A 12047-nucleotide genomic window follows, 5' to 3' on the forward strand; every position below is an offset into this window, starting at 1 on the left:
AACTGCAAAATGAAAGCCGTTTTATTTGACCTGGATGGTACCCTGCTTGATACAGCGCCAGATTTTATTGTTGTATTAAATCAACTGCGCCAACAGGAACAGTTACCTCCACTGCCTGACGAGACGATCCGGGGAACTGTATCCAATGGTTCCAGGGCGCTGGTCACATTGGGGTTTAACAAAGAAGAAGGTGACCCCGCCTTCCCAGGATTACTGCAAAGGTTACTGGACCTCTACCTGGCACATCTTGCAGAGAAGACGACCACTTTCCCCGGTATCGACAACCTGCTCGACAACCTGGTTGAAAAAAACCTTCCCTGGGGGATTGTCACCAATAAACCGGAGGCCTACACCACTCCTCTGATGGAAGCCTTTACCCATCTACCGCCAGCCTCTGCAATTGTTTGCCCTGACCACGTCAGCAAATCCAAGCCGGACCCCGAGCCCCTATTTTTAGCCTGCAGCCAGATTGGTTGCGCGCCCGCTGAAGCAATTTATATCGGCGACCACAAGCGCGATATCATCGCCGGACAAAAGGCTGGTATGCCGACTATCGCTTGCGGGTATGGTTATATTGACTCTACAGATAACCCCGCCAATTGGGGGGCAGACCACCTGGTAAATTCCGCCAATGAAATTTGGCCCCTTCTAGAACAACACTATTTTTGAAACTTGAAGTAATACCGGGCACCCAAGCCCGGTGACAGTATCGGGATATTTCATGTCAGACTTTGTTGGCGACTATCAAGCGCCCTCCGACCTATTAAAGAGCAAAATTATTCTTATCACCGGTGCCGGAGATGGCATAGGTAAAACTGCAGCAAAGACTTTTGCTGCTCACGGGGCGACAGTAATTTTGCTAGGCCGTACAACCCCCAAGCTAGAAGCGGTCTATGACGAAATCGAGACTGCCGGCGGACCACAGCCGGCTATTTTCCCCATGGACCTGGGTGCGGCAAAAATAGAGGATTTCGAGAGCCTCGCAGAAGCTATTCGCAACGAGTTTGGCCGCCTGGATGGACTCCTGCACAATGCCGGCCTACTCGGGCAACGCACCCCTATAGGCAATTACAATTTCAACACTTGGCAACAAGTAATGCAGGTGAATGTTAATGCAGCGTTTGGGCTAACAAAAGCAATGCTGCCTCTGCTAGAGGAATCAGAAGCAGGCTCTGTTGTCTTTACAAGCTCCAGCGTTGGGGTTAAAGGGAGAGCCTATTGGGGGGCCTATTCAGTATCGAAGTTTGCCACTGAAGGATTGATGCAGGTACTCGCCGATGAACTGGAAGGGGTTTCCAATACCCGGGTCAACTCCCTAAACCCAGGGGCAACCCGTACCACAATGCGAGCAACTGCCTACCCAGCAGAAAACCCTCAGTCGGTAACCTCTGCAGAGGATATTATGCCCACCTACCTCTATTTAATGGGCAGAGATAGTAACGGAGTTAGTGGGAAGCGTTTTAGCGCCCAGAAAAAATAGAAAGTTTGGCCTATGGACAAGAATCTGAGTCTCAAGCTCGAGGCTTGTCCATAACAGCTATTCACCAAAGCCTTTGTTATCACCTTCCTTAGCACCTGAGCCCTCTCCCGCTGGGGGCATATGCTCTGGAGCATCGGCAAATACATCACCTTCAAATTCCAGCATGCTGGAGTCATCAAACAACTCTATATCTTGAGCATCTCCCGAATATTGACTGTAATCAACAGACTGGTCATCACGCTCACTAAGAGTAACAACTCCAGCTAAGGCCACAGATCGATCAGACACCGTGAGATTTACTCCCTCAAAAGACACACACCCAATTACAACAGCGAATAGTGCTGTAGGTGTTAACAACCCTTTCATTATTTCGCCCCTCGCAGATAGTAAAGTTTTATCATTTTTTCTTAAGATATAGCTCTTGAAGCCTGCAGCTTGATAGCTCACCTCCCAAACATCACTCCTTTCGCACCCCCTAAATAATTTGACCGCTCAGCGTGACTCTCAAGCTAGCTGCACTACCTTTCAAATTCTTTCATGTTGGCAAGTTGAAAAGTGTGAACTTATTCACAAATCAGTTTGTTCATACTGCCTATGTCAGGCAGAATAAAAGTCATAATTAGCAAATAAGTCGATACTCTGAATCATGAAAACTCCTACCATTTTTGCCCTGCTAGTACTTTCACCTTCGCTAGTAATCGCTGCCCCCCTAAAGAGCCAAGTCAAATCTTGTTCTGAGATAAAATCTCAGGAGAATCGACTTATATGCTATGACCAGATAGCCAACTCTCTCGATGACTATGCGGTTAAGGAGTTTGGTCAAGAAAAAAGGGGAGTAGATGATGATGCTCCCAAGCAAATTGAGGCAAAGATAATTGCCATCCAAATGTCAGCCCACGAGAAGCGTCTTATTTCCCTAGATAATGGCCAAATGTGGAAACAAAATGACTCAAAAGGAGTGAGCTGGAAGGTCGGCGATCAAGTCATAGTTGAGAGGGCCCTTCTCGGCTCCTTTTTTATGAAACCTGTCGATGGCGGGCGAAAACTACGCGTCAAACGTGTCAAATAACATTTTGAGCACCTCACTGTGGGTATCTTCACTCACCGCCAAGAGTTTATTTACAACCATCCTAGGCACTTTCATAGACACTCTTCTATAGTGAGAAAGGAATAGGCGCCAAAAGCGCCTTGAGAGACTAAACAGCGTGTAGTACTTACACAGCCAACAAAGGTTTAAGCACTTGTCCCGAGAACATTTTTACTCAAGGGATGAAGAATGGCTGAAGGATACAGGCGAACCACTCTCTGACTCCTGTCAGGGTGCCAGCGAGCCCGACCCTCAAGTCGAGCGAGACCCTGACGCGGAAGAGATTCATGCAGCGGGTGATACCCTCTCCGAGAGCGGCACCACCCCAATGCAAAGCTATCTCAAGCACCTCTACAGGCTTGAGCTATTAACTCCGGAGGAAGAGCACAGTACCACCTGTCTATTACGCGACCTGGAAGAAAAGCTCATTTCCAACCTCCAGGAAAGTGGCACCCAATTGGTCCAACTGCGTAGCGAGGGAGTCGAGCAACGAGGAAGCACAGGAGCCTATGATCACGGATTGATAATTGCCCACACCGAAATCCTTCTCGCCAGCGAGTACTTGGACAGGCGCGGCCGCAGCAAACTGAACGGGCTACTACAGCGCTTTCAAAAACAACGGAAAAAACTAATCCAATGTAATCTGCGCCTAGTTATTGCCATTGCAAAACGCTTTCGCAATCCATCAGTTCCCTTTATCGATTTAATTCAAGAAGGCAATGTTGGATTAATGAAAGCTATTGAGCGGTTCAAGCCGCAAATGGGATACCGCTTTTCCACCTATGCCTATTGGTGGATCCAGCAGGAAATTCAGCTGGCCTTGAGGCGCAATGAAGATCTCGTCCGGCAGCCTGCCAACGTGCAAGACGATTTAAGGGCAATTTACAGGGCCATTGGTGAAGTCCGCGCCCAAGGACAACCCGCATCCGATGAAAATCTAGCCCGCCATACAGGACTGGATATTGAGCGAATTCAGAGTTTGTTAAAACTACCGGGACCGACTGGATCTCTAGATGACCCAGTAGCTGACGATCAGAGCAGTACAAGACTAGACTATGCGCCTGCTGACGAACTTTACAATACAGATGAGCTAGTAACCAGTCAGGAGTTGGCTCAACGTCTCCGCGAAGCTGTTGCCCGCCTTCCTGCTCGACAAAGGACAGTTCTCAACCTGAGGTATGGATTAATTTCTGACAAAGACTGCTCTTTTCGAGTGATTGGCGAACAATTGGGGCTTAGCCAAGAGCGTGCCCGGCAACTGCACTCCGACGCACTTCGACAATTAAAGCGGCAATGGCGCTAGGAAAGGAAGAAGTCGATGGCAAGCCTCCCGAGAGAGCTTGCCATCGACTTCTTTCCCACTAGTCTTTAAAACAGCTCTATCAGTTAGTACCGCGAAGCTATGCGTAAACCAGTAGTTTTTAACGATAAGTGCAGTGTTTTTAAATACTGTGCCTATTTTTTTGCCGGCGGACTCTTCCTTACTCCGCCCACCCATGCAGAATCCGAATTCATTGCAAGTGCAGGTAAAGGACTTGGGAATGAGTTGATGCAGTATCGCTCTATCTCAGCCTCAGAAATGGCTGGATTTAGCTACTCCCATTTACTGCTTTCATTTAGTCTCGGCAATAATTCACTTCAATGGTGGGGACAAGGCAGTTACTCCCATATGCGAATTGAGCATCAAAGTGAGAAACAGCAGCAAAATATTTTCGAAATTAAACCTATTTTGCGCTGGTACCCCCGGAGTGATTTGCAGGGTGGATTTGCTGAGGCAGGTGCAGGGGCATCCTACTTAAGCCAAAAGAACTTCGGTGATATCGGATTGAGCACCAAACTAAATTTTGCCCTGCACTTTGCTCTTGGGTACCGTTTTTCCAGAGGCCATGTCCTATCTTTAAGGTACAGTCATTTTTCGAACGCTAGAACCAATACACCCAACCCCGGTTTTGATTTCGCCTCTTTGAACGGGCACCTTAACTTTTAGAGGTGTAATCTTTCAATACTTTCCAGATTGCTAACGAGTAAGATTGCTTTAAATTTAATTAAGCAGGCCCTGAAAAAAGTCTATGGTTTTTCCTGCTGAAGCTGCATAACTAAACTCTTGAGGGTTCGAGTTGTTTGGCTTGTTCGCCAAATTCAAACTTGTTTCTATTAAAGATTTAATATCACCTCGCTCCACCAATCCTTCAGGAAAATAATTCTGCAAAACCTCACCCGTGCAGCCTCCAGAATAAGCGACTACCGGGCGCCCCATCGCCATTGCTTCCTTGGAATACTTTGCATTCTCATCCTTCTCGCTGGCGAGCTGAAAAACTAACTGGGAAGTTGCATATAACTCACGCATATCGCGGCGTTCACCGAGAAAAGTTACCTTGCCACCGAGATCCAATTCTTGCGCGAGCCCTTCCAGCTTTTTCAGATAGCGCAAATCATTTTCGACTAAAGTTCCTACAATCACTCCGTGAATATCATCTCTTTGTACCGCAGCCTGGGCCAACATATGTAGAAATTCTTCCTGCCCGCCATTTGCAGAGATTTCGCTAGGCATTAACCACCAGTTTTTCCCTTCCAGCTGGGGATAGCTATTTAAAAGCTTCAGTTGCCACTGGCTCGCTACCGGTTTTTCACGATCAAACTCGCGAATATTGATACCGTGATAAATAACCTCTATCGAGTCTTCTGCAATTTTGGGGGAGGACTTCTTAAGTTTCTCTGCAACCCCTCGGGAGCTTGCGATAATTCCATCTCCTGACAGCATACCTTTATTAAAATAACTGTCGGGGAAATCTTGATCCACGAGGGGCACCAGCTTAGGGCGACTTGTAGCTGACTCACTCTTTAAGGCGCGCCAAGCTAGAAAAGCCGTTGAGCGACCATAGGTATGGACAATATCCGGTTGCAACCTTGCGAGAATCTTACGCAGGCGGGATTTGTGCCGCAAAGACCAAATTGACTCACTGATTTTTGGAAAGCTAATAAAGTCACTACCGTGCAAACGAAACCGCGCCTCCAATGGTCCACCAGTAGAAATTACCAGGGATTCGTGGCCTTTTTTGACCAGTTCATTTGCAAACTCAAGCGCAAGAGTTGCTGTGATCCCAGGCTCTAGACTGGGCAAAAACTGTACAACTTTCAATTTGACTTCCGTGAAACAGACCAAAAGGTCTATTTTGACTTCCAATAAGATAATTTCCCAGTAAATCATCACTAATTTACAAGTCAGTGACTTGATGCCAAAAAGCCCCTCTGGTACCTGAAGGTGTTAGTGATAGTATTTGCAAAGGCAAATTACTCAGGGACCCGACAATGCTTCAGCGACAAATAAGTTACTTTCTCGCCTTTACACTGCTTCTACTAACAATAGGAGCTTCAGCCGCTGAGAGCGATAAAGGCATCTTCTGGAAAGCAACTAAAAATGATAAAACCGTTTACTTATTAGGCTCGGTTCACTTGGCAACTGAGGACTTTTACCCTCTTAGACCAAAAATTGAACAGGCCTACTCCAATAGTGATGCCATTGCCGTCGAGGCTGACATTCTCGCTGCAGAAGGCGACAGCCTGTTACAGCAGCGAATCATGATGGAGTCTATCTACCAAGGTGAACGAACTTTAAAAGACGAACTTCCACCCGCGATATACAGCCAACTGAAGTCGTGGATGCGAAAACGTAGTATGCCCGAGGCTATGTTTATCCGGCAGCGTCCCGCCATAGCCATGATCTCTATGAGTATGATTGAGATGCAGGCCCACGGCCTCAACCCAGAACTAGGCATTGATAGGCACTTTTTACAAAAAGCAAAAAAGGATGGGAAATCCGTTCTGGAGCTAGAAGGTGTCTTGCAACAATTCAAGATGTTAAATGACCTGGACAACCCTGCGCTCCTCTTCCAGCAAACCCTTGAGCAAATTGGGGATATTTCAACCTTTTTACCCAAACTTACCAGCGCATGGAAGCGAGGAGATGAAGAAGCTTTGAATCGCCTTATTATCCTCGACGGCCTAACTGAAAACCCTGAATATAAGCCGCTCTATGACACACTTTTTTTTAATCGCAATGAAAGGATGGCTGAGAAAATTGCCCTTAAAGGGCCAAATTACCAGTCTCTGTTTGTCATTGTCGGCGCTGGCCACTTGGTGGGCGAACGCAGTGTTATCGAGTTTCTAGGCGACACTGGTTACAAATTAGAACGCCTTTAATCAACTGTCCAGTAACCCTCGGCGCAGATTTTCTGCGCCGTCCCATCCCCCCTCCCCGTCCAAAGTCTTTTCTATTGCTAAACTCGAATAGCACTTTTCCCGTGACCAATGACAACTCTCAACTAGAGGCGTCCGATGAAATGCTGGGGAGCATACTGTGCCATATCAATTCTTTTATTTAGCTTCCCGGCTATTGCTGATGAAGCCGAGACAAAAGGCGGACTGAAAATTGTCTCTGACGATGGGGATTTCTCCGCACAACTCGGCGGAAGGATTCACTTCGATACATACACTTTTGACAAAGACCTAGAAGATCCGGTCAATACAACAGACTTCCGTCGGGTTAGGTTGACAATGAGGGGCAAAATCTGGGAATGGGAATACAAACTTCAGAGAGACTTTGCCACCAGTGGAACCGCTGGGTTGCGTGACGTTTATTTAAGTACAAAGTTCTATACAGGAAAGTTGACTATTGGCAATTTCAAACCCAGTCGATCAATGAGTCAACTAACCAGCTCAAACGACCTCGTACTTATGGAGCGAGCATTTACCAGCTCTGCAGGTATTTACGACGGACGAGGCTACTTACAGGGGATCAAGTGGGATAAACAATGGTGCTGCCATACCTTCGGCTTTACCCTGTTCAACTTGCGAAACCCCGGTGACCCTCGTAATTCGGGGTTTGGCGCCGCAACTCGATTAACCTGGGCTCCAATCAGCGACTCCATATCAACCGTTCACCTGGGCGTATCCCGTAGTTACGAAAAAGCTAACCAAGATACACCTGATATTATTGCTGAGGTCGCCTATGCGGGCCGGCGGGGGCCAGAGCAACTTATAGCCATCTCACCTGGTGGATCAGTTAATTTTTTTGGCGATTTTGGTGACGATGAATTTTTTCTCGGCGACGGTGGGGGGCGGGTCAATATTACCGGTTTCGAGCTGGCTGCAACCTACGGTCCCTTATTTGGTCAGGCGGAATACGCCTACGGGCACTTTTCAGGAAAAATATATCTCTCAGAATTGGTCTATGAAGACTTTTTCGGTTTGCCTCCGAATTTTTTCTGTGACCCTATAACCGGGTGCTTTATTGGCGGGCAGGATGTCCACTCCTGGTACATTTTGGGAAGCTGGGCAATTACCGGGCAGCACAAGCCATATGACGACAAGAAAGGGGTTTTTAAGTCAATTAAACCATCCCCCCCAGAAGGCGCATGGGAAGTTGCCGCAAGATACCAAACTATAGAAAACCGCAATTTCCACCAGCTGCGAGCAAGTAATCTCACGTTAGGGGTAAACTATTACTTCAACCCCAAAGTTCGGGTAATGATGAACATCACCCTAGGCGACAACGATTTTACTGGAGACAAAACCAACCAATTCGCCATACGACTACAAGGGGTTTGGTAGGGGATTATAAAGTGGCTCAAGACAGTCCTAGAGCCACTTTATCAAACGGGCAATTAACCTACTTGCTGTGCCTTAGCTGGGTCAAAAACCTCAACCTCCGCTGATAGTTTTATATCCCGAACCGGGTTTTCAAATCGATTTAATGCGATATTTCGCTGTTCTTTCGCTTTCTCAATATTGGCCTCCTTCACCGGGCCGTAGCCCCGGATAATATCCGGATATTGAAGTAGCTCAACTGCAGCGGCGTGATTCTGCGAATTTAATTGGCCCAGAACTTTCTTAACCAATTCTTCATATTCGCTAATCAGTGCCCTCTCCATTTTTCGCTCAGCTGTATAGCCAAAAATATCAAGCGCCGATCCGCGCAGGAATTTCAGCTTCGCCAAAACACCAAATGCCTTGTACATCCAACCGCCAAATTTCATTTTGCGGGGACGCCCCAAGCCTTTATCGAAGCGCGCCAGTAATGGGGGAGCCAAATTGAACTCCAGGGTAAAGTCACCACTGAAGTTTTCTTTTAGCGATTCGGTAAAGCGGCTATCGGTGTATAGGCGGGCCACCTCGTACTCATCCTTATAGGCAAGCAATTTTGCGTAATTGCGCGCAACCACCTCGGCCAACTGGACATTCCCGGGCACTTTTAAAATCTCAGCAGATTTCACCGTATCGACCAAACTGCGGTAACGCTCGGCGAGGTCTGCATTTTGATAACCGGTGAGGTGCTCCACCCGGTGAGCTACAATCGCCTCAAGAGTTTGTGGTACCTCTACTGCAACTTTTTCGTGGGTTAACAGTTTGTCCAGAGCGTTGCGATTTTCTGCCGCCAACCGCCCTGCAGCAAATCCCTGCAGATTTCCTTCCACAGCTACACCGTTTAAGCGGATCGCTTCCAGCAGGGAGGCTTCAGTTAGCGGAATCAACCCTTTCTGCCAGGCGTAGCCGAGCATGAAAATGTTGGCGGCGAGCGTATCACCCAGAGCTGCTTTGGTCAGGCGATGCGCTTCCACAGAGCTGAGCTCATTAACCGCGCCACTCACCGTATCCAATACCGCTTGCGGTGAGTGGACATCCTCACGCCCGAGAACCGTTGCCGCTGTAGGGCTCAAGTGGGTATTCACTACCGCGCGACTGTGCGATTTATCCAGTTTAACCAAACAAGCTGCCACATTGCCGGCTGCAATCAGGTCACAGGCCATCAGGGCATCGGCACGACCGTCAGAAATACGTACCGCCTGCAAAGCCTCAGGCGCAGCCGCAAAGCGAATATGGGAGTAAACCGCTCCGCCCTTCTGAGCCAATCCCGTCTGATCAAGGGTGCTGCACGCTTTGTCCTCGATATGTGCCGCCATCGCTAGCAAGGCACCAATAGTCACCACACCCGTACCACCAACGCCGGTAACCAGGAAGTTATAGGGCTGCTGTAAGCCCGGAAGCTGCGGCGAGGGCAACTTGGCCGCTTCAGTTCGCAAAACGTCGCCTACCCCGGCGCCCTTGGCAATATTGCCTCCTTTCACCGTGACAAATGAGGGGCAAAAGCCGTTAACGCAGGACATATCCTGGTTGCAGCCGGTTTGGTTCACCCTGCGTTTATCACCCAGCGCCGTTTCCACTTTCTCAACAGCGATACAGCTCGACTGCTGGACGCAGTCCCCACAGCCTTCACACACCAGCTCGTTGATGAAGGGGCGCCCCTCGGCTTTAGGAAGTAGCCCGCGCTTGCGCTTGCGGCGCAGTTCGGTGGCACAGGTCTGGTCGTAAATAATAACAGTACAACCTTCAACCTCACGCAGCTCATCCATTACAACGGGCAAGTAATCCCGGTGATGAATTTCAACTTCACTGGGGAAGGACAGCGCACCCTTATATTTATCCGGGTTATCCATCACAAGAACAACTTTCTGCACCCCTTCCGCCAAGACTTGGCGACAGATCATATCCGGAGCCAACTCACCATCGTGGGGCTGGCCGCCTGTCATGGCGACTGCATCGTTAAACAGGATCTTGTAAGTGATATTGACCTTGGCAGCCACGGCAGCGCGAATCGCCAAAATACCGGAGTGGAAATAGGTACCATCACCCAGGTTTACAAAGACATGCTTTTCAGTAGTAAACGGCGCCTGCCCTACCCAGTTGACCCCTTCGGCACCCATTTGGGTGAAGGTATAAGTCTCCCTATCCAACCACTGGGCCATATAGTGACAACCAATACCTGCTAAGGCTCGGCTTCCTTCTGGCACCTTGGTGGAACGGTTGTGGGGGCAGCCGGCACAGAACATAGGCAAGCGAGACACGCTTGAGCCCGTCTGCTGGGAAATACGTTCAGCCAGGGCATTGAGGCGCATCAAGCGGTGCTTGCCGCTTTCATCCAACTTGTCCTCACCCAAAACAAAACCCAATACCTGGGCAATAATCGCTGGCGACAGCTCGCCATAAGCGGGCATCAGCGGCTGATCACTATCGTCCACTTTACCGAGAATACGCGGGAAATTCGGGTCCTTCACGTGGACGTTGTACAGCTCCTCTTTCAGCTGTACTTCCATTAAACTGCGTTTTTCCTCAAGCACCAGCAGCGTATCCAAGCCACGGGCAAACTCTTGGATGCCCGGCACATCCAACGGGTAGGTCATACCCACTTTAAGGATTCGAATACCGAGCTGCTTGGCCTTCTGCTCATCGATACCCATGTCTTCGAAGGCCTGCATCAAGTCCAGATGGGCCTTACCGGTGGTGACGATGCCGAGGCTCGCCTCTGGGTTTTCCAATACAACCTTGTTGAGTTTATTGGCGCGAGCAAAAGCCAGCGCAGCAGGGCGCTTGTAGCGCCACAGGCGCTCTTCCTGCTCGAGAGGGTTATCCTGCTTGCGAATATTCAGGCCGCCCTCGGGACGTTCAATATCCGGGTAGTGGAATTTAACCCGCTCAGGGTCCACTTCCACAGTCGCAGAGCTATCCATATTTTCTGCCAGGGTTATCATTGCCACCCAGCAGCCGCTAAAGCGAGACAGCTCCAGCCCGTAGTGACCATAATCCAACACTTCCTGCACGGTGGCGGGGTTAAGTACTGGAATATGCATATCCACAAAGGCAAATTCAGACTGCCCTGGATAGGAGGATGACTTACAGCCGTGGTCATCGCCGGCAACGATCAGTGCGCCACCTTTGGGAGAGGAGCCAGCGGCGTTGGCATGGCGAAATGCATCGCAGGAGCGGTCAACACCCGGTGTCTTGCCATACCAAATCCCGCAGACGCCATCCACTTCTGCACCCTGGAACAAGCCCACCTGCTGGGAACCCCAAACTGCCGTAGCCGCCAACTCTTCATTGACGCCAGGCTGGAAACGGATGTTGTACTCTCCCAGCAGTTTTTTCGCCCTGGATAACTGCAGGTCGTAGCCACCTAAGGGCGACCCCCGATAACCGGAGATAAAAGTCGCGGTATTGAGGTCGCGATCCCGGTCCATTCGCATCTGGTCTATGGGTAAGCGCACAAGGGCCTGAATACCTGAAAGGAGCACACGGCCCTTGAGCATGGTGTAGCGGTCGTCCAATGAAACCTGTTTTTTTACTTGGGAATCCGCCGTACTTTGAGGACTGGTTACTTTATCAGTCATACACCTACTTCCGGTTAATTATTCTTCTCGAAACCCGGTTCGAGTTATTAGTCATTATTCTTCCGAATAGTCCGTTTTCTGTGGTTAGATGCGCCTGTTTTTATATTTGCCGCAAAGTCCCAGAGCGGCTGAGGGCACACTGCACCTATCCCGAAACGGTTTAGTCAGGTCATACTAGTTCGTTAAGCGCAATAGAGCATTGCTTTATTCACGCAAATATGCGTAAATTTGTGATAGAAGTTTCGATTTAGATAATTTT

General features: G+C 49.0%; 10 protein-coding genes. 7 read left to right on the forward strand and 3 right to left on the reverse strand.

Annotated elements, in window-relative coordinates:
* The first annotated feature begins 9 nt into the window (after positions 1–9).
* Together ACJJI4_RS13135 and ACJJI4_RS13140 are read left to right on the forward strand one after the other, a co-directional pair.
* Positions 10–669, forward strand: a complete 660-nt coding sequence (locus tag ACJJI4_RS13135; protein WP_413662676.1) for an HAD family hydrolase — start codon at positions 10–12, stop codon at positions 667–669.
* A 52-nt stretch (positions 670–721) separates the two neighbouring features.
* Positions 722–1480, forward strand: a complete 759-nt coding sequence (locus ACJJI4_RS13140; RefSeq protein WP_444925442.1) for a YciK family oxidoreductase — start codon at positions 722–724, stop codon at positions 1478–1480.
* A gap of 57 nt (positions 1481–1537) precedes the next feature.
* On the opposite strand, the gene ACJJI4_RS13145 is transcribed toward ACJJI4_RS13140, so the two are convergent.
* Complete coding sequence (locus ACJJI4_RS13145) at positions 1538–1846, reverse strand: hypothetical protein (protein ID WP_444925443.1); 309 nt, start codon at positions 1844–1846, stop codon at positions 1538–1540.
* A gap of 280 nt (positions 1847–2126) precedes the next feature.
* Here ACJJI4_RS13145 and ACJJI4_RS13150 point away from each other — a divergent pair, with 280 nt between their 5' ends.
* The 3 genes from ACJJI4_RS13150 (at position 2127) to ACJJI4_RS13160 (ending at position 4554) form a co-directional block, all read left to right on the forward strand.
* Positions 2127–2549: a hypothetical protein gene (locus ACJJI4_RS13150; RefSeq protein WP_444925444.1), complete on the forward strand. Its 423-nt coding sequence runs from the start codon at positions 2127–2129 to the stop codon at positions 2547–2549.
* A gap of 172 nt (positions 2550–2721) precedes the next feature.
* On the forward strand, positions 2722–3870 hold the full coding sequence (locus ACJJI4_RS13155; RefSeq protein ID WP_444925445.1) for a sigma-70 family RNA polymerase sigma factor: 1149 nt from the start codon (positions 2722–2724) through the stop codon (positions 3868–3870).
* 99 nt (positions 3871–3969) lie between these two features.
* Positions 3970–4554, forward strand: coding sequence for an acyloxyacyl hydrolase (locus tag ACJJI4_RS13160; protein ID WP_444917733.1), 585 nt, complete (start codon positions 3970–3972; stop codon positions 4552–4554).
* Positions 4555–4608: 54 nt separating this feature from the next.
* Here the strand turns inward: ACJJI4_RS13160 and ACJJI4_RS13165 are convergent, their stop codons facing one another.
* Entirely contained in the window at positions 4609–5706 is a 1098-nt protein-coding gene (locus ACJJI4_RS13165) for a glycosyltransferase (protein ID WP_444925446.1), read from the reverse strand.
* A gap of 170 nt (positions 5707–5876) precedes the next feature.
* Here ACJJI4_RS13165 and ACJJI4_RS13170 point away from each other — a divergent pair, with 170 nt between their 5' ends.
* Both ACJJI4_RS13170 and ACJJI4_RS13175 read left to right on the forward strand, forming a co-directional pair.
* Positions 5877–6767, forward strand: coding sequence for a TraB/GumN family protein (locus ACJJI4_RS13170; RefSeq protein WP_444925447.1), 891 nt, complete (start codon positions 5877–5879; stop codon positions 6765–6767).
* 135 nt (positions 6768–6902) lie between these two features.
* Positions 6903–8177 (forward strand): OprO/OprP family phosphate-selective porin, encoded by a 1275-nt coding sequence (locus ACJJI4_RS13175; protein WP_444925448.1) that lies wholly within the window; start codon positions 6903–6905, stop codon positions 8175–8177.
* Between the two features lie 53 nt (positions 8178–8230).
* Here ACJJI4_RS13175 and ACJJI4_RS13180 read toward each other — a convergent pair whose 3' ends face one another.
* Complete coding sequence (locus ACJJI4_RS13180; protein ID WP_444925449.1) at positions 8231–11788, reverse strand: indolepyruvate ferredoxin oxidoreductase family protein; 3558 nt, start codon at positions 11786–11788, stop codon at positions 8231–8233.
* Positions 11789–12047 lie beyond the last annotated feature (259 nt).

It is taken from the genome of Microbulbifer maximicatervae (SeqCode) (assembly GCF_052467305.1).

Bases quoted from the DNA above. Each gene is read 5' to 3' on its own strand.
- ACJJI4_RS13140 (WP_444925442.1), top strand. From the start codon at position 722: ATGTCAGACTTTGTTGGCGACTATCAAGCGCCCTCCGACCTATTAAAG.
- ACJJI4_RS13135 (WP_413662676.1), top strand. From the start codon at position 10: ATGAAAGCCGTTTTATTTGACCTGGATGGTACCCTGCTTGATACAGCG.
- ACJJI4_RS13160 (WP_444917733.1), top strand. From the start codon at position 3,970: ATGCGTAAACCAGTAGTTTTTAACGATAAGTGCAGTGTTTTTAAATAC.
- ACJJI4_RS13150 (WP_444925444.1), top strand. From the start codon at position 2,127: ATGAAAACTCCTACCATTTTTGCCCTGCTAGTACTTTCACCTTCGCTA.
- ACJJI4_RS13145 (WP_444925443.1), bottom strand. From the start codon at position 1,846: ATGAAAGGGTTGTTAACACCTACAGCACTATTCGCTGTTGTAATTGGG.
- ACJJI4_RS13175 (WP_444925448.1), top strand. From the start codon at position 6,903: ATGAAATGCTGGGGAGCATACTGTGCCATATCAATTCTTTTATTTAGC.
- ACJJI4_RS13180 (WP_444925449.1), bottom strand. From the start codon at position 11,788: ATGACTGATAAAGTAACCAGTCCTCAAAGTACGGCGGATTCCCAAGTA.
- ACJJI4_RS13170 (WP_444925447.1), top strand. From the start codon at position 5,877: ATGCTTCAGCGACAAATAAGTTACTTTCTCGCCTTTACACTGCTTCTA.